Consider the following 16,904-nt stretch of genomic DNA (forward strand, 5'->3'; position numbering starts at 1 on the left):
ATTTAAAAATTAGTATTAAAATATTATTAAATTGAATTGTAAATTTTCAAAGAGCCTTTAAAGTTTAAAATTTGTCTGTTACACTGTTCTTATAAGTTATTAGTTAGGAGAAAATGATATGGCAAAGAATAAATTAAAAGCATCCATATATTTGCTTCTTGCAGCTGCGATTTGGGGACTTACATTTGTGGCTCAGAGCAAGGGAATGGAGCATATAGGTACAATGACTTTCTCTACAATTAGATGTTTAATTGGTGGAGCGGTTACATTAGCTATGAGTATGAATTCATTCTTAAAAAAGAGAGTTCTTGAAGAAGAGGGGCTCATTGTTGATGAGGCGGCAACTCGAAGAGGGGGTCTTGTTACAGGTATAGTTTTATTTTTTGCAATGAATATACAACAGATAGGCATTAGTCAAACCACAGTTGGAAAAGCTGGTTTCATAACTACACTTTATATAATAGTAGTGCCTATATTCATGATGTTTAAGGGTTATAAGTTAACTAAGAAATTGATGGCATGTATTATACTTGCTATTTACGGTGTCTATTTATTATCAGTTAAAGAAAATTTGACTATAGATAGAGGAGACTTGATAGTATTTATATCAACTATATTTTTCTCAATTCATATATTGGTAATAGCTCACTATTCTCCAATTACTGATGGGTTAAGATTAAATGCATATCAGTTTATAGTGTGCGGGATTTTGAGTATGGTGTTTGCAGTTGCATTTGAACAAGTTACATTTGAAGCTATAAGGATGGCAATTTGGTCAATTTTATATGCATCAATTATGTCCAGTGCGGTGGCGTTTACTCTACAAATAATAGCGCTACGTCATATAGATGCTGCTCTGTCATCTCTGATAAGTTCAGTGGAGTCAATTTTTGCAGCTCTAGGCGGATATTTAATTTTAGGCGAAGTATTGAGCAAAAGAGAGTTGATAGGTTGTTTGTTGATGTTTATAGCGATTGTGGCAGCTCAGTTAGGAACGGAAAAAAATGAAGAATAAATATTGTATTGAAGATTCTAAATTCAAACATACAGATAACGGGGATTTCTTTTGGATAGAGCTTGTAAATCCCTCAAAAGAAGAGATAGACGAAGTAATAAATAGATATGGTCTTCCTAAGGACTATGTATATTCTGTACTTGATGATGAAGAAGTTCCGAGAGTGGAAGTGGGAGAAGATGAAAAGGCAAATCTATATTTGCTTAGTTATCCGGTGCAAGTGAACAATTGTAAATACAGCACAAAACCTCTTTCTATGATAATGGTGGATGGTATTTTGATTACAGTCTCATCAGGGGATTCAATTTTGGTACATGAAGTCAAAGAGGCTTATGAGAAGAAGAACTTAGGACAGGATAGTGAAACACTATCCGCAGAGATAGCGTGGACAATATGTTCTTCATTTGTGAGAAGTGTTAGAAAATTAAACGATAGTATAGATAAAATTGAAAATACTGTTTTATCCAACAGTGATGGCAAGGCGTTTTCGGATATGATTGACATACAGAAGTCGTTAATAAAATTTAGTATGGCAACTAGAGAGAATGGACCTGTAATTGAAAAGATGTTTGAATCTTATTCAAAATTAAAAAATGATATGGCTAATGAATTATTACATGACCTACAAGTCGAAAATAAACAAGCCAGAGTTATGATAGAGGAATCTACAACTATAATGGAGAACCTATCTGATCTTTATTCAAATTTGATTTCACACAGATTGAATATAGTCATGCAGACTTTGACTTCTATAACCATAGTTATGACAGTGCCAACTATAATAGGTGGGCTTTGGGGAATGAATGTTAAGTTACCAATAGAAAATCATCCATCGGCATTTTGGATTTTAATACTACTGAGTACGGTAATATCTTGGTATATTGTGAAGATGTTAAAGAGAAGGGGCTATCTATAGAAATTACTTAACCTAATCTTAGAAATCATAATCGTATTTTTAACGAAAATTTCTTTTTTGTATGAGATAATATATTTAATAAGGAAGTGAATAAATGAACTTTTTAAATAAATTATTTAGTAATTCTAATGCATCAACAGATGTAATTTATACAATAGACAGAGAACATGGAACAGGTGCTTTTGAAATAGCATCCATACTTGCAAAAAAACTAAATATAGAAGTGTATGACGAAGATATAATTGAGCTAAAGACTTTGGAGAGTAGAGTGGATCTGTCCAACGTGAAGAAAGATGATACCTTTTTACAAGGGACGGTTTATGATTTGTATAGAGAAAACTATTCATATTCGCAAGAGGACATAACAAGCAACGACGCTCAATTCTTGGCAAATTCAAAGACAATAAGAGACTTGGCTAAGAAGGGCGCATGTGTGATGATGGGTAAGTGTGCAAATTATGTACTGAGCTTTGAAAAAGTGTTCAATGTATTTTTGACAGCACCTGAGGATTATAGGTTGGAAAAAATAAAAGATAGATATAGCTATGACGAAGAAAAGGCTAAGAATGAACTTAAAAAGATAGATGCTCGAAGAAGAAATCACTATCAAAAATATACTCCAGGGCAATGGAGCTATGCTTCGGAATACGATATAACTATAGATGTATCAAAATTTTCAAATAGTGATATAGCGAACATAATTTTAAGGGCTTCAGAATTGAAGAAATATTAATAATAAAGGAGATTGCTAAGTGAACAATCTCCTTTTAGTTTAAGTTAAAGATTTTTTAAATCTAAATCGTCTGAAAAAGAATAAAATCTTTCGCCGTTGCCAATCATAATTGTAGGAACTCCAACTTGTCCTTTTTCCTTTATAGAGTCAAAGAACGGAATGGAATCTCTGTATTTTAAAAAGATTTTTAAATTTGCCATAGATTCAGTTATATCTATTATTTGAAAATCGATTTTAGCGTGGTTAAAAGCCTCTATTGCAGGTGGGCAATCAGGACATAAACTGGATACAAATAAAGTTATCATAAAATCTCCTTTAGTTATTCAGGCAAGCTTCTAAGAAATTTTTGACTGAGTCAATAAAAATTTGATTATCTGAAGACTTGCGAGAAGTATTTTTTGAATAGATACCCTTTTTACGCAGGTTTCTATTTGTGTGGCGAGTGTCTAAGTGAAATAAAATATTGTCGTCAGTTATATGAGTTCCGTAGAAGTTTATAACGTTGCAGCCTTTTGCTAATATGAGAGCAGATAGAGCTCTATCTGCCGTGATAGCTAAGTCTCCATGAGAAACATGGTTTGCTATGTAGAGGTCTGCGGAGTCTGAAGAGATATCTACGCTCACAATTGTAGCGTAGTCGCTCTGAATATTTGTCAGATAGTTTTTGACAATTATAAGTTCAATTTGGTATTCTTTGGCAATATTTATTAGTTGTGAGGTTATGGGTGAACCATCAGCATCAAGATAAATTTTCATAAGTCACCTCTTGTTTTAAATAGTGTGATTACATGATATAATAAAAAATTAGGAAGTGAAAGTATGATGTATATTATTGGAGCGATAGTTGCACTTTTAATAGCAACTATGTTGTTCAAATCAATCAAAGCAGTTGTAAAGGTTATAATAAATACAATTATAGGAGCGTTGATTCTATATTTTGCAAACATTTTTTTAGGACCTTTTGGAATTTACATAATAATAAAACCTATAACTGCATTTTTGACTGGACTATTGGGAGTTCCTTTTGTGATAGCGTTAATAATATTAAAATTGTTTGTTTGAGGTGAAGAGTGAAATATTTTTATAGAATAGTAGCGGTTTTGATGCTGTGTTCATTGGCTGGAATGGTAATGTTTCTATACAGAATAAAACCTGACTATGAGAATAAGGGCAAAGATAGCTTAATTGGTAAGAAAGAAGATTCTATCTTAGATACTAAGGGCACAGAAGTTTTTAATGACAATGAAGTTTTGAGAGTATTGGTATTGGGCGTTGATAAGACTGCCACAAAACAGCTTTCAGAAGAAAAGAATGGTATGAGAAGTGATACCATAATGTTGTTTTCTATAGATCCGGCAAATAATAGAGTTCAACTATTATCGGTTCCAAGAGATTCATACATTAGAATTCATGGCTATGATAAAAATAAAATAAATGCAGCATTTAGTGATATTGTATATCCAAAGGGTGGATTGAATTTGGTTGCAGCAACAGTTGAAGATTTGTTGGACGTGAAGATAGATCATTATGCGTTGATAGACTATAAGGCTGTTACGCAAATAGTGGATGCTGTAGGCGGTATGGATGTAGAGTGGGATAGACCGGACTATACATATAAGGATGATTGGGTAGTTCCGCCTCTTGAAATAAGTATGAAGAGAGGTATAAACCACTTAGATGGTAAAAAAGCCGTTGATTATCTGAGAATAAGAAAGGCGTATGAAGGTCAAGATATAGACAGAATAGGGGCTCAACAAGGATTTTTGATGATGCTTTTCGATAAGCTAAAGTCTCCAAGTATGATACTAAAGATACCTGAGCTACTTGATATAGTAGATGAATTTGTGGAAACTGATTTAACTTATGGACAAATGGTCACTCTTGCAAGGTTTGGACTTGGTGTAGACAGAGAGGATATAAGCACAGCAACCCTTGAAGGTACAAATGTAAATGGAGTAAAAATAGGAAGAGATAAAGTTTCAGTTTATAAAGTAGATGAAAACTATGCTAAAGAAGTTGTTTTGAGAGGTGGAGTAGTAGAGCCTGAAGAAGATGAAGAAGACATCGAGAATGAAAATAACTCAAGAAACTCTAATAAAGAAAGAAATTTAGAAAAGACAGACAAAAATTCTAAAGAAAATAAAAACGACAAAGATAAAAGAGAAATAAAAACTAAAAAATAATTAAGTATAAGCTCAGAGATTTCTGGGCTTATTTTATTGCCAATGTAGGAGAGGTTATAAAGGACAATTATTGAAAAATTTAAAGTATCTAATACTAATTTGACAATCAGCAAAAATTTACTGAAAATGCATGATATAATTAGAGTAAATAAATTTTTATAAAGAGGTAGTTGTGAAGGTATTAGTAATTGACGCTCAAGGCGGAGGCCTTGGCAAACAAGTGGTACAGGCTCTTAAAAAAAATCATGAAGATTTAGAAATAATAGCCGTTGGAACAAATAGCATTGCCACTACAAGTATGTTAAAAGCCGGAGCTGATTTTGGGGCGACAGGTGAAAATGCAGTGGTTGTGAACTGTGCAAAAGCTGACATTATAGTTGGACCAATAGGAATTCTGCTAACAAACTCCCTTTACGGAGAGATAACAGCGAGAATGGCAGAAGCAGTGAGCTTGAGTAGAGCGAAGAGAGTTTTAATTCCATTTCTACATGATGATAACGTTATTGTGGGAATCAATGACTATTCTATTAAAAAGTTAATAGAACTTGCAGTAAGTGAAGTGGAAAAAATTTTATAAGTTTTGAATCGGATTTTTTACAGGAAGTAAAAAATGATTAGAGAACTAATCGGATAAAGATTCAAATGTTTTTTTAATAATACTATGAAAGTATGCAATCTCTGTAGAGAAGTGCATACTTTTTTATATATGGGAGTAAGTTGATGAATTTAAAGGAATTTTTTGAAGAGCATAGGAAAGTGGCGATTGCATTTTCGGGTGGAGTTGACTCGGTATTTTTATTACAGCAGGCTTTAAAGTACAAAGTACAGGCGAGAGCGTACTATGTTAAGTCAGATTTCCAACCAACTTTTGAATTTGAAGATGCAATTAGATTTGCAAAAGACTTAGGCGCAGATTTAAAAGTAATTGAAGTTGATGTATTGGAGGACACAAATGTAAAAAATAATTTAAAAGATAGATGCTATTTTTGTAAACAAAAAATTTTCGGCACTATTCTAAAAGCGGCAAAGAATGACGGATTTGAAGTTCTTTTAGACGGCACAAATGCCTCCGACGAGTACGAAGATAGACCTGGGATGAAAGCGAAGGAGGAATTAAAGGTAATTTCTCCACTTAGTGAATGTGGACTTACTAAGTCAGATATAAGAAAACTTTCAAGAGAAGAAGGACTTCCAACTTGGGATAAACCATCTTATTCATGTTTGGCAACTCGAATAAAGACTAATACCGAGATAAAAAAAGAAGATTTGATAGCCACTGAAAGAGCGGAAGATTTCTTAATGAGTTTGGGATTTAAAGATTTTAGAGTTAGAAAAATTGAAAATACAGCAAAACTTCAAGTTCGAGCAGAGGATTTTGAAAAAGTAATAGTAAATAGAAATGAAATAATGACTGAATTAAAGAAATATTATGAAAGTGTAACTTTAGACTTAGAGGTGAGAGATGAATAGCGAGATAAAAAATATTTTAGAAGCTGTAAAAAATGGAGAGCTTTCGGTAGAGAATGCAATGCTTGAGCTAAAATCAGAGCCGTTTAAAGATATAGACTATGCAAAGATAGATTTCCACAGAAAAGTAAGGCAAGGTGTTGGAGAGGTTATCTACGGAGCGAGTAAGACAGCAGAGCAAATGATAGGAATCATATCAGTCATGCTTGAAAATGGACAAGATTCTATTTTAATCACAAGGCTTTCTAAGGAATCGGCAGAGAAGATAAAAGAAGTTCATAATATAAAATATTATGAAGATGCAAAGATAGGGATTTATGGAGATTTAAAAACTCCTGATGGAATAGGAAAAATTGTGGTGGCGACAGGAGGCACAAGCGATATTCCTGTGGCAGAAGAAGCGGCTCTAACTTGTGAATTCTTGGGCAATGATGTAGTTAGACTATATGACGTTGGAGTTGCGGGGCTACACAGAATTTTGGGACATCTTGATGAAATAATGAGCGCAAGTGTAATTATAACCATTGCGGGAATGGAGGGAGCACTTGCAAGTGTGATAGGTGGACTTACAGATTGTCCTGTGGTTGCCGTGCCTACAAGCATAGGTTATGGAGCGGCATTTAACGGAGTGGCGGCTCTTTTGTCCATGCTTAATTCTTGTGCGAGCGGAGTTAGTGTTGTGAATATAGACAATGGATTTGGAGCTGGGTATACAGCGAGCATGATAAATCATATGGAGGTTAAAAAATGAAAACTTTATATTTAGACTGTTCAATGGGTGCGGCTGGAGATATGTTGACGGCTGCGTTGTTGGAGTTGTTTCCTAATGCTGAAGAACAGGTAGAAAAATTAAATGGTCTTGGAATTGAAGGTGTGGTTTTTGAAAGACAAGACTCAATTAAGTGCGGAATAAAGGGAACTCACATGAGTGTGAAGATAAATGGTGAAGAAGAGGGCGAACATTTCCATAGTCATGAGTATGACCACCATGAGCACCATGAGCATGAGCACCATGAACATGACCACCATGAGCATGAGCACCATCATGAACATTCTCATGGACATTCACACGTGCATAGAAGCATGAGAGATATTGAAGAAATAGTAAACAACATAAAGATTTCTGAAAAAGTTAAGAGAGATGTAATGGAAGTCTATGGATATATAGCAGAGGCTGAAAGTGTGGCACACAATGTGGACGTTTCTGAAATTCACTTCCATGAAGTTGGAACCATGGATGCAATTGCAGATATAACAGCTGTTTGCTTTTTGATTGATGAATTGGGAGTTGAAAAGATAGTTGCCTCTCCTATAAATGTGGGTAGTGGACATGTGCATTGTGCGCATGGGGTTTTACCCGTGCCAGCACCAGCTACAGCTTATATTTTAAAAGATATTCCAATGTATGGTTCAGAAATAAAGGGAGAGCTTTGCACACCAACAGGAGCTGCTCTATTAAAACACTTTTCATCTGCCTTTGAAGATATGCCTCAATTAAAGATTAATAAGATAGGTTATGGAATGGGGAAGAAAGATTTTGAAAGGATAAACTGCGTGAGATCTTTTTTGGGTGAGACTAAAGATGTTGAAGAAACAGTTTATGAACTGTCTTGCAATGTAGACGATATGAGCGCTGAAGAAATAAGTTTTGCAATGGATAGATTTTTCGATGGTGGAGCAAATGAAGTCTATACTATTCCGGTTGGAATGAAAAAGTCTAGACCTGGCACTTTAATTCGAGTGATGTGTAAAGAGAAGGAGAAAGAGAGCTTAATAGAGCTTATATTTAAGCATACAACTACAATTGGCATCAGAGAGAGTGCCACAAAGAGATATATTTTAAATCGGGAAATCGAAGAAATTGAAACTCCTCTTGGAAAAATAAGATGTAAAAAATCTTTTGGCTATGGAGTTAGCAGAGAGAAATTTGAATACGACGATTTATCAAGAGTAGCAAAAGAAAATAACTTGAGTATTTTCGGAGTGAAAGAGCAAATTAAAGAAAAATAATTTAAGGAGGAGATTGTATGAAGAATAGTGCTACTAAAGAATTAGTTTTATCAGCTTTATTTATTGCATTGGGAGTTGTTTTACCCATGGTATTCCATGCAATTGGTGCAGGGCCGGTATTTTTACCTATGCATATTCCTGTTTTATTAGCGGGATTTTTCTTAAGTGTGCCTTATGCAGCTTTGGTAGGTATTTTAACTCCAATTCTTAGCTCTGTGATTACAGGCATGCCACCTATGTTCCCAGTACTACCTTTTATGGTATTTGAACTTTTAACTTACGGAGTAGTTGTAAGCTACATGTATAGAAAGATGAAAGTAAATATATTTGTGGCTTTAATAAGTGCTATGGTGGCGGGCAGAATTGCTGCTGGAATTGTAGTTTGGGTACTAGCGACATTCTTTATGGCTAAATTACCTGCGCCAACAGTGTTTATCACAGGGGCTATAGCAAAGGGTATTCCTGGAATTATCATTCAATTGATTTTCATTCCGGCAATTGTCTATATGCTTAAAAAACAAAAAATTGTTGCAAGATGAATCAGGTAGAATATTTCAACTCACTTGCTCAAGAGTGGGATGTGTTTTGCAAACATGACACTGAAAAAATTAGAAAGATTTTGAGTTTCTTAAAGATAGAAACAGGCGACAAAGTTCTTGATGTGGGAACGGGCACTGGAGTTTTGGTTCCGTTCTTACTTGAAAAGGTAAAAGAGAGCGGAGAGATACTTGCGATAGATATTTCTGAAAAGATGATAGAAGTTGCAAAGAGAAAACTTCAAGCAAGCAATTTAGAGTTTGTAAATGGAGATGCACTTAGTTTTGATTTAAAAAAAGATTATTACGACCATGCTGTGTGCTACTCGATGTTTCCGCATTTTCAAGACAAGAGATATGCAATAGATAAGTTGAAAGAGTATTTAAAGGTGGGTGGTAAGATAATTATTTGCCATTCACAGAGTAGAGAGGCAATAAATAATCTACATAAGAATGCTTCTGATGTGGTAGAGAATGATGTTTTACCGACATTAGAAATATTGGAGGGTTATTTTATAGATAGTGGATATGAGGTGATAGAAAGAGTAGACACTGATGAAATGTTTGTAGTTATAGCTAAAAAGAAGTAGAAATTATTAGGAGGTCTTATGAAAAAATTATTTAGAAATATTTTGTTAATCACGTTAATGATGTTTGTAGTGGTTGGCTGTTCTGAAAAGAAAAATGATGTTGCTGAGCAACCAGTTCAAAATAAAGATGAATTGGTACTTGGATTTGGCAGTGAACCGGAGCAAGGTTGGGATCCAATACACGGATCAGGACACTATGGAACAGCAATTTTCCAAACTGCATTATTTAAAAGAGATATTGATTTAAATATAGTGCCAGATCTTGCTAAAGAATATAAATTATCTGACGATAAAAAAGTTTATGAAATAACTTTAAGAGATGATGTTAAGTGGTCAGATGGAGAAGCTTTCACTGCTGATGATGTTGTGTTTACATATAATTTAGCTAAAGAAGAATCTACTCCTGGTGTAAACTTGACAAGACTTGTAGAGGCTAAAAAAGTAGATGACTATACTGTTCAAATAGTATTAAACGAACCTGACATTTCATTTATGTCATCTATGTGTTCTCTTTCAATGGTTCCACAACACGCATATAGTGAAGACTATGGTAAGAATCCAATTGGTACAGGACCTTTTAAATTGGTTGAATGGAAAGTTGGACAACAACTTATAGTTGAACCAAATGAATACTACTATGGAGATAAAGTTCCTTTCAAAAAGATTACTTTCTTATTCTTTAAAGATGATGATTCTGTTTTAGCTACTGCTAAAGCCGGAGAATGTGATATTGTGAGAATTCCTTACACAGCAAAGGATATAAAGGTTGATGGTTTCCATGTAGAAAGTATTAAGACTATAGACAACAGAGGCATCTCTCTACCAGTAGTTAAAAACGAAGGAAAGGTAACAGATGATACTACAATGGCTCCGGGAAGCCCTATAGGTAATGATGTAACAGCAAATATTGAAATCAGAAAAGCTCTTAACATTGCTATGGATAGAGAAGAATTAATCAATAGTGTTTTAAATGGAGAGGGAACAAAAGCAAACTCTGTAGCAGATGAAATGCCTTGGTATAATGCTGAAACTAAGGATCTAGCAGATGGGGATATAGAAGGAGCAAATAAATTATTAGATGATGCAGGTTGGGTAGTTGGAGCTGATGGAATCCGTGAAAAAGATGGATTGAAAGCAAAATTCGACTTGTTATATTCATACAAAGACAGAGAAAATATTGCACTATATTTTGCTGATAAAGCAAAACAAATAGGTATTGAAGTAAATCTTGTATATGGAGATTGGGATTTTGTAACTCCAAAGATGTTTAGCAATGCAGTTTTATTTGGATGGGGTGGATACGATCCTTTAGAAATGTATTATAACTATTCAAGTAAGTTCAAAGGATTTGAATACTACAATGCAAACTACTACGGCAATGAAAAAGTTGATGAGTATTTTGAAAAGGGACTTTCAAGCGACAGTATAGAAGGTCTATACGAAAACTTTAAGCTTGCACAATGGGATGGAGAGACAGGACTTTCTTGGAAAGGTGATTGCCCTTGGATTTGGCTTGTAAACGAAAATCATCTTTATTTAGTTCGTGACAATCTTGAAATAGGAAGACAAAAAATTCAACCTCACGGTGGCGGATGGCCAATGCTTGACACAATAGCAAATTGGACTTGGAAGTAGAACTAAAATGCAAAAGATTATAAGAAGAATTTTATTATTTTTTACATTAATTCTATTCATTTCCTTTATTTCTTTTGTATTAATTGACTTTTCACCTATTGACCCTATTGCTTCATTTGCAAGAAGCAGGGCGATAGGCTTAACTCCAGCAGAAAAACAAGCCCTTATATTAAAATGGGGGCTTGATAAATCTTTACTTGGAAGATATTTTATATGGTTAAAACTTCTTTTAAAAGGTAATTTAGGAGTTTCTAACATATACAATCGTCCTGTTTTGGAAATAATAAAAAGAGGTTTTTCAGCATCTTTATTATTAATGAGTTGTGCTTGGGTTTTACAAGGGGTAGTTGGAATAACACTTGGAATAATAGCAGGAGCTAATATTGGAAGTTTGAAAGATAAGTTAATTAAACTATATGCTCTAATCTTTGCGGCGACACCAGCTTTTTGGATAGGGTTGATGTTGATAGTAATCTTCTCTTTAAAACTAAATTGGTTTCCGGCTTCTATGGGTGCGCCAATAGGAGTGAGAGCTGAAGATGTAAGCTTTTTGCAAAAATTAAAACACATGATTTTACCTTGTATGAGCCTTGTGGTAGTTGGAGTGTCCAATTTGATTTTGCAGACGAGAACCAAGGTAGAAGATATTTTAAACTCCGATTACGTACTCTATGCAAGAGCTAAGGGGTTAAAGAAAAAGGAAATAGTCTCTAAATATGCATTGAAAAATATGTTGTTGCCAGGTTTGACGCTACAATTTGCATATTTCAGCGAACTTTTTTCAGGGACAGTGTTAGTAGAAAATGTATTTAACTATCCGGGACTTGGAAATCTGACAGTTGAAGCAGGACTTAGAGGAGACATGCCACTACTACTTGGATTGGTAGTGTTTTCGAGTGTTTTTGTTTATGCGGGAAATAGAATATGTGATGTATTGTATTTATTTATAGACCCAAGACTTAGGAGGAAAAGTGGAAAATAATATTTATAATGTAAAAAACAAAAAATTTCACTGCAAGCCTTCTGAAAGAGAAAAAGCACTGATTATAATTTGTGTGGCAATATTATTTATAACGTATATTTTTGTGCGTGGATACATGATAACTGAAACGGATTTAAAGGTAAATTTTGCAGAAAAGTTTTTAGGGCCGAGTGCAGAGCATATTTTTGGAACAGATGCAGTGGGGCGAGATATGTATATTAGAACTGTAAAGGGACTTTGCACTTCCATTCTTGTTGGAGTGGTGGCGAGTGTTGCCAGTGTTTTTATTTCTCTTATCTTCTCAGTGTTGTTGACAGTATTTGGTGGCAAGATGGATACATTTGTGAACTGGTTGATAGATGTATCGCTCTCCATACCACACATGGTGTTTTTAATTGTGGTGTCTGTGGCATTTGGCAGAGGGTTCAAGGGAATTATTGTCGGCATTGCCCTCACCCATTGGACTTCTCTTACAAGGGTTATAAGAGCTGAGATTTTAGAGATTAAGCAAGAAAACTATATAAAGATTTCAAAAGCCATGGGAAAGAGTAATTTTTATATAGCTTTTAACCATGTAATACCAAAGGTAATGCCACAAATATTAGTAGGGACTATTTTACTTTTTCCACATGCAATTTTACACGAAGCGGGGATAACTTTCTTGGGATTTGGATTCAATCCATCCACTCCTGCTATAGGGATAATTTTGGCTGAGTCGATGAAGTATTTGATATACGGCCATTGGCATTTGGCAATATTCCCAGGAATAGCTTTGGTGGCAATTGTAGTGTGTATAAATTTCTTTGGAGAAAGTTTGAAGAATTTAATTTGCCCATACGCATATCACAGGTGATTTTATGTTAGAGATAAAGAATTTAAGCATTTCATTTTTACAGTATGAAAAAGGTTTGAAGGTAAAAAAATTAAATATAGTACATGATTTAAACCTAAGCGTTGGAGAAAATGAAGTGGTTGCGATTGTTGGAGCAAGTGGCTCGGGGAAGAGTTTACTCGCGCATGCAATTTTAGATTTATTGCCATATAATTCTGTGGTAGATGGAGAGGTTTATTACAGAGAGAAGTTGTTGGATAAAAAATCTATTGAGGATTTGAGAGGTGAAAAGATGTGGCTGATTCCACAGACCATAAATTCACTCAATCCTCTTTTAAAAATAAAACAACAACTTAGGTTTGTAGATGCTGAAAAGTCAAAGTATAAAGAAATTTTAAAACAATTTGGACTTGAAGAGAGTGTGCTTGAAAAATATCCTTTTGAGCTGTCAGGTGGAATGGCAAGGCGTATCTTGGTAAGCGAATGCATGATGAGTAAGGCGGATTTGATAATTGCTGATGAGCCAACTCCCGGCATGGATGATTTGGGAGTGGAAGAAACTGTAAACTTTTTTAATTCATTAAAAGAAAAGGGAAAGTCTGCTGTTGTAATAACTCACGATTTGAAAATGGCTTTGGAGTTCGCCGACAAGATAGCAGTGTTTTTAGATGGAACTATTATAAGTGTCGAAGATAGAGCTGCATTTGAAAATAATGGTGCTAATTTAAAAAATGACTATATAAAGATGTTATTAAAGGCTTTGCCGGAAAATGAGTTTAAGGTTGAAGATATGGGAGGTAAGTTTTGATAGAGTTAAGAGATGTATGCTTTTCTTATGAAAAAGAAACTCCCATTATAAAAGACTTGAATTTAAATTTAAATGAGAATGAAATTTTGGGATTGGTTGCTCCGTCAGGATATGGAAAGAGCACTTTAGGTCAAATTATGAGTGGCTATTTAAAAGCTGATTCGGGAATTGTCTTAGTTGATGGCGTGGAAATAGAAAAGTTAAAAGGCTTTTGCAAAGTTCAAATGATCCATCAACACCCTGAAAAGAGTGTGAATCCAAATTGGAAAGTTGGAAAAATTTTGAACGAAGGTTGGCAGGTCAGCGACGAAGTTATAAAGAGTTTTGGAATAGAAGATTTTTGGCTTAAAAATTTCCCAGCGGAATTATCCGGTGGAGAGCTTCAAAGGATTTGCATTGCGAGAATTATGCATGAGAATACCAAGTATTTGATAGCAGATGAAATAACTACAATGCTTGATACAATAACACAAGTTAAGCTTTTGAGTGAGCTGATTAGCTACATTAGAAAAAGAAAAATGGGCATGCTTTTCATAACACACAATGAGGCCCTAATTGAAAAAATTTCAGATAGAATAATTGATTTAAGAGAGATAAATAAAAGGTAAGTCTAAGTGGACTTACCTTTATTTTGTATATGAAGATCTGAATTCAGACGGAGTGAGATTTAGAATTTTTGTGAAATTTCTCGAGAAAGTCTTAGTTGAATTGTATCCAACCATTGCAGAAATATCAGTTATGGACAAATCAGTTTCTGTGAGCAAATCACAAGCTTTGTGAATTCTAATTTGATTTAAGAAATTATAGAAATTCTTTTCAATATAGTATATTAAGATATGGTTTATATTTTTAGGTGGTATCTTAAATTGATTTGAGACAGAAACTATATCGAGTTCTTCGTCATAATTTTCATACATATATTCAATTATTTTTAAGCCTCTGTAGTCAAGTCTTATATTTACAAGTGATTCAGGGCATTGTAGTTTTTTAAAGTCCTTAGTTCCGAGGTGGTATCTCTCTTGGAAAATTTTTGAAAGCTGACCCGGATCAGAGTAATTTAAAATATAGGCTATATCTTTTACAGTTAAGTTGGTATGAGCGAGTAAAAATTTTGCTTTGAAAAGTCTCATCTCGTTTAGCAAGTCATAAAAGCCTACGCCGGTTAAATCTTTTATATATTTGGAGATTGAACTTTCGCTCATAAAGAAGGCTTTTGATATAAGCTCTAAATTCAAATTGTTACAACAATTTAAAAACATATACATAAAAATCATGTCTGGGTTTAAATCATTATTATTTTTTTGGAAATCTTCATCGATGTTTCTAAGATACAAAACTAAAAGTTCTGCAAATTTAGAAATTCCATACAGGGTAGAATATTGCTTGGATTCTGATAGAAGATTTATAGAGCATATTCCGAACTCATCTTTAATGTCTTCAAAAACTGCTTTGATTTTTAATGAGTCTTTGGCGGATGGACTAACAGCATTTGACATATAAAGTGAGTTTATTATGTTAATGTTTTCGCTATCGATATTAAATTCTTTTTTTACATAAATATTTATAAGATTGAAATTGTAAACTAATAAGTAGTATATGAGTTCTTGCGAAACTTCTACTATTTCCGAAATTTGCCAAGGGGCTATTGAGATAATAACTCCAGGGAGTAAATCTATGATTTTGTTTTGAATTTTAATTTTACCTCTTCCCTCGAGGATGTAAATAAACCGACTGTGCTTGTGTAGCAAAGGCTCCGTAGGAACCGAGTCGCTTTGTATATCAAAACTAAAAATATAGTTATCGTCTATACTTCCCTGATAGTTATCTTGTATCTTGATTTTTTTCATAACTTCTCTCCGTAAAAATATAAGCGTTAAATGAGTATTTACTATGTAATGTTAAACCTAATAAAATGTGATAAAATTATTATAGTGTTTATTCCGATACAGTGCAAATATAAAATTTGTAGCGAATTAAATACTATTGTAATGACTGATTTCACATTGATACGTAATAATTGAAATTATTTACAGAAAATTTATCTTATTTTGTCTGTGGAAATGTTTTCAAATGTGATAAATTAGTCTTAGGTAGAAGAAGCCAAAATACATAAAGGAGTGATAATATGGCACAAAATCTTAGAGGTAAAAATTTTTTAAAGTTAATTGATTTCAGTTCAGAAGAGGTTCGTTATTTAATCGAACTTGCTAAAAACTTCAAATCAATGAAGAGAGCGGGACAACCTCACAAATATCTTGAAGGAAAGAACATAGTTTTATTATTTGAAAAAACTTCAACTAGAACAAGATGTTCATTCGAAGTTGCTGGTAATGATTTAGGAATGGGCGTTACTTACCTTGATCCAGCTGGTTCTCAAATGGGACACAAAGAATCTATCGCTGATACAGCAAGAGTTCTTGGAAGAATGTACGATGGTATTGAATACCGTGGATTCTCACAAGAAACTGTTGAAGAATTAGGAAGATATGCAGGAGTTCCTGTATGGAATGGTTTAACTGATGAATGGCATCCAACTCAAATGTTAGCTGACATGCTTACAATTGAAGAACATTTTGGATACCTAAAAGGATTAAAATTCGTATACATGGGAGATGCTAGAAACAACGTTGCTAACTCTCTTATGATAGTTTGTGCAAAACTAGGTGTTAATTTCGTAGCTTGTGCTCCTGAAGAATTATTCCCAGAAGCTAACCTTGTAGAAATGGCAAAAGAAATCGCTAAAGAAAACCACTGTACAGTAACTTTAACTTCTGATGTTAAACAAGGAACAGCTAATGCAGACGTTCTTTACACTGACATCTGGGTATCTATGGGCGAACCAGCAGAAATCTGGGAAAAGAGAATATCTCTTCTAAAAGATTATCAAATCAACAAAGCAGCTATGGAAAATGCTAACGAAGAAGCCATTTTCTTACACTGCCTACCATCTTTCCACGATACAAAGACAAAAGTTGGTAAAGAAATCTTTGAAAAATTCGGCTTAGAAGAAATGGAAGTTACTGATGAAGTATTCGAATCAAAACAATCTCTAGTATTCGACCAAGCTGAAAACAGAATGCATACTATTAAAGCTGTAATATACGCAACTCTTTGCTAGTTAAAAGATTTAAAGTTAGTTAAAGAAAAGCTATTGATAAAATTTTAAGGGGAACTGATGAGGTTTCCCTTAAAGTCAA

General features: G+C 34.0%; 20 protein-coding genes. 17 read left to right on the forward strand and 3 right to left on the reverse strand.

Annotated elements, in window-relative coordinates; genetic code table 11:
- Positions 1 to 118 precede the first annotated feature (118 nt).
- From B8869_RS07225 to B8869_RS07235, 3 genes are all read left to right on the forward strand, one after another.
- A complete protein-coding gene (locus tag B8869_RS07225) occupies positions 119 to 1,015 on the forward strand; it encodes a DMT family transporter (protein WP_084230957.1) in 897 nt (298 codons plus the stop codon).
- A complete protein-coding gene (locus B8869_RS07230) occupies positions 1,005 to 1,931 on the forward strand; it encodes a magnesium transporter CorA family protein (RefSeq protein WP_084230958.1) in 927 nt (308 codons plus the stop codon). The genes B8869_RS07225 and B8869_RS07230 overlap by 11 nt, the downstream gene beginning before the upstream one ends.
- A gap of 94 nt (positions 1,932 to 2,025) precedes the next feature.
- Positions 2,026 to 2,664, forward strand: coding sequence for a cytidylate kinase-like family protein (locus B8869_RS07235; RefSeq protein WP_084230959.1), 639 nt, complete (start codon positions 2,026 to 2,028; stop codon positions 2,662 to 2,664).
- Positions 2,665 to 2,708: 44 nt separating this feature from the next.
- Here the strand turns inward: B8869_RS07235 and B8869_RS07240 are convergent, their stop codons facing one another.
- Together B8869_RS07240 and B8869_RS07245 are read right to left on the reverse strand one after the other, a co-directional pair.
- Positions 2,709 to 2,969 carry a glutaredoxin domain-containing protein gene (locus B8869_RS07240; protein ID WP_084230960.1) on the reverse strand — a complete coding sequence of 87 codons (261 nt, stop codon included), beginning with the start codon at positions 2,967 to 2,969 and terminating at the stop codon, positions 2,709 to 2,711.
- Between the two features lie 10 nt (positions 2,970 to 2,979).
- Positions 2,980 to 3,420 (reverse strand): DUF188 domain-containing protein, encoded by a 441-nt coding sequence (locus B8869_RS07245; protein WP_084230961.1) that lies wholly within the window; start codon positions 3,418 to 3,420, stop codon positions 2,980 to 2,982.
- A gap of 63 nt (positions 3,421 to 3,483) precedes the next feature.
- Between B8869_RS07245 and B8869_RS07250 the strand changes: the two genes are divergently transcribed.
- From B8869_RS07250 to B8869_RS07310, 13 genes are all read left to right on the forward strand, one after another.
- The gene (locus B8869_RS07250; protein ID WP_084230962.1) at positions 3,484 to 3,726 is read left to right on the forward strand and encodes a pro-sigmaK processing inhibitor BofA family protein; all 243 of its coding nucleotides are present in this window, start codon (positions 3,484 to 3,486) and stop codon (positions 3,724 to 3,726) included.
- 8 nt (positions 3,727 to 3,734) lie between these two features.
- On the forward strand, positions 3,735 to 4,847 hold the full coding sequence (locus B8869_RS07255) for an LCP family protein (RefSeq protein ID WP_234989783.1): 1,113 nt from the start codon (positions 3,735 to 3,737) through the stop codon (positions 4,845 to 4,847).
- 172 nt (positions 4,848 to 5,019) lie between these two features.
- Positions 5,020 to 5,424 carry a DUF3842 family protein gene (locus tag B8869_RS07260; RefSeq protein ID WP_084230963.1) on the forward strand — a complete coding sequence of 135 codons (405 nt, stop codon included), beginning with the start codon at positions 5,020 to 5,022 and terminating at the stop codon, positions 5,422 to 5,424.
- A gap of 143 nt (positions 5,425 to 5,567) precedes the next feature.
- On the forward strand, positions 5,568 to 6,317 hold the full coding sequence (larE, locus tag B8869_RS07265) for an ATP-dependent sacrificial sulfur transferase LarE (protein ID WP_084230964.1): 750 nt from the start codon (positions 5,568 to 5,570) through the stop codon (positions 6,315 to 6,317).
- Positions 6,310 to 7,065, forward strand: coding sequence for a nickel pincer cofactor biosynthesis protein LarB (larB, locus tag B8869_RS07270; RefSeq protein WP_084230965.1), 756 nt, complete (start codon positions 6,310 to 6,312; stop codon positions 7,063 to 7,065). The genes larE and larB overlap by 8 nt, the downstream gene beginning before the upstream one ends.
- On the forward strand, positions 7,062 to 8,324 hold the full coding sequence (larC, locus tag B8869_RS07275; protein ID WP_084230966.1) for a nickel pincer cofactor biosynthesis protein LarC: 1,263 nt from the start codon (positions 7,062 to 7,064) through the stop codon (positions 8,322 to 8,324). The genes larB and larC overlap by 4 nt, the downstream gene beginning before the upstream one ends.
- Before the next feature lie 17 nt (positions 8,325 to 8,341).
- The gene (locus B8869_RS07280) at positions 8,342 to 8,863 is read left to right on the forward strand and encodes an ECF transporter S component (protein WP_084230967.1); all 522 of its coding nucleotides are present in this window, start codon (positions 8,342 to 8,344) and stop codon (positions 8,861 to 8,863) included.
- Entirely contained in the window at positions 8,860 to 9,450 is a 591-nt protein-coding gene (locus tag B8869_RS07285) for a class I SAM-dependent methyltransferase (RefSeq protein ID WP_084230968.1), read from the forward strand. Before B8869_RS07280 ends, B8869_RS07285 begins: the two co-directional genes overlap by 4 nt.
- Positions 9,451 to 9,468: 18 nt before the next feature.
- Positions 9,469 to 11,085, forward strand: a complete 1,617-nt coding sequence (locus B8869_RS07290) for an ABC transporter substrate-binding protein (RefSeq protein ID WP_084230969.1) — start codon at positions 9,469 to 9,471, stop codon at positions 11,083 to 11,085.
- 7 nt (positions 11,086 to 11,092) lie between these two features.
- On the forward strand, positions 11,093 to 12,067 hold the full coding sequence (locus B8869_RS07295) for an ABC transporter permease (protein ID WP_234989785.1): 975 nt from the start codon (positions 11,093 to 11,095) through the stop codon (positions 12,065 to 12,067).
- The gene (locus B8869_RS07300; protein ID WP_234989786.1) at positions 12,057 to 12,920 is read left to right on the forward strand and encodes an ABC transporter permease; all 864 of its coding nucleotides are present in this window, start codon (positions 12,057 to 12,059) and stop codon (positions 12,918 to 12,920) included. The genes B8869_RS07295 and B8869_RS07300 overlap by 11 nt, the downstream gene beginning before the upstream one ends.
- Before the next feature lie 4 nt (positions 12,921 to 12,924).
- Positions 12,925 to 13,707: an ATP-binding cassette domain-containing protein gene (locus B8869_RS07305; RefSeq protein WP_084230970.1), complete on the forward strand. Its 783-nt coding sequence runs from the start codon at positions 12,925 to 12,927 to the stop codon at positions 13,705 to 13,707.
- A complete protein-coding gene (locus B8869_RS07310) occupies positions 13,704 to 14,315 on the forward strand; it encodes an ABC transporter ATP-binding protein (protein WP_084230971.1) in 612 nt (203 codons plus the stop codon). The genes B8869_RS07305 and B8869_RS07310 overlap by 4 nt, the downstream gene beginning before the upstream one ends.
- An 18-nt stretch (positions 14,316 to 14,333) precedes the next feature.
- Here the strand turns inward: B8869_RS07310 and B8869_RS07315 are convergent, their stop codons facing one another.
- A complete protein-coding gene (locus B8869_RS07315) occupies positions 14,334 to 15,554 on the reverse strand; it encodes an AraC family transcriptional regulator (protein ID WP_084230972.1) in 1,221 nt (406 codons plus the stop codon).
- A gap of 278 nt (positions 15,555 to 15,832) precedes the next feature.
- On the opposite strand from B8869_RS07315, the gene argF reads away from it, so the two are divergent.
- Positions 15,833 to 16,825, forward strand: coding sequence for an ornithine carbamoyltransferase (gene argF, locus B8869_RS07320; protein WP_084230973.1), 993 nt, complete (start codon positions 15,833 to 15,835; stop codon positions 16,823 to 16,825).
- Positions 16,826 to 16,904 lie beyond the last annotated feature (79 nt).

Origin of the sequence: Peptoniphilus asaccharolyticus DSM 20463 (assembly GCF_900176115.1) — a bacterium.
Taxonomy (GTDB): Bacteria; Bacillota; Clostridia; order Tissierellales; family Peptoniphilaceae; genus Peptoniphilus; species Peptoniphilus asaccharolyticus.

Bases quoted from the DNA above. Each gene is read 5' to 3' on its own strand.
- B8869_RS07225 (WP_084230957.1), top strand. From the start codon at position 119: ATGGCAAAGAATAAATTAAAAGCATCCATATATTTGCTTCTTGCAGCT.
- B8869_RS07230 (WP_084230958.1), top strand. From the start codon at position 1,005: ATGAAGAATAAATATTGTATTGAAGATTCTAAATTCAAACATACAGAT.
- B8869_RS07235 (WP_084230959.1), top strand. From the start codon at position 2,026: ATGAACTTTTTAAATAAATTATTTAGTAATTCTAATGCATCAACAGAT.
- B8869_RS07240 (WP_084230960.1), bottom strand. From the start codon at position 2,969: ATGATAACTTTATTTGTATCCAGTTTATGTCCTGATTGCCCACCTGCA.
- B8869_RS07245 (WP_084230961.1), bottom strand. From the start codon at position 3,420: ATGAAAATTTATCTTGATGCTGATGGTTCACCCATAACCTCACAACTA.
- B8869_RS07250 (WP_084230962.1), top strand. From the start codon at position 3,484: ATGATGTATATTATTGGAGCGATAGTTGCACTTTTAATAGCAACTATG.
- larE (WP_084230964.1), top strand. From the start codon at position 5,568: ATGAATTTAAAGGAATTTTTTGAAGAGCATAGGAAAGTGGCGATTGCA.
- larB (WP_084230965.1), top strand. From the start codon at position 6,310: ATGAATAGCGAGATAAAAAATATTTTAGAAGCTGTAAAAAATGGAGAG.
- larC (WP_084230966.1), top strand. From the start codon at position 7,062: ATGAAAACTTTATATTTAGACTGTTCAATGGGTGCGGCTGGAGATATG.
- B8869_RS07280 (WP_084230967.1), top strand. From the start codon at position 8,342: ATGAAGAATAGTGCTACTAAAGAATTAGTTTTATCAGCTTTATTTATT.
- B8869_RS07285 (WP_084230968.1), top strand. From the start codon at position 8,860: ATGAATCAGGTAGAATATTTCAACTCACTTGCTCAAGAGTGGGATGTG.
- B8869_RS07290 (WP_084230969.1), top strand. From the start codon at position 9,469: ATGAAAAAATTATTTAGAAATATTTTGTTAATCACGTTAATGATGTTT.
- B8869_RS07295 (WP_234989785.1), top strand. From the start codon at position 11,093: ATGCAAAAGATTATAAGAAGAATTTTATTATTTTTTACATTAATTCTA.
- B8869_RS07305 (WP_084230970.1), top strand. From the start codon at position 12,925: ATGTTAGAGATAAAGAATTTAAGCATTTCATTTTTACAGTATGAAAAA.
- B8869_RS07315 (WP_084230972.1), bottom strand. From the start codon at position 15,554: ATGAAAAAAATCAAGATACAAGATAACTATCAGGGAAGTATAGACGAT.
- argF (WP_084230973.1), top strand. From the start codon at position 15,833: ATGGCACAAAATCTTAGAGGTAAAAATTTTTTAAAGTTAATTGATTTC.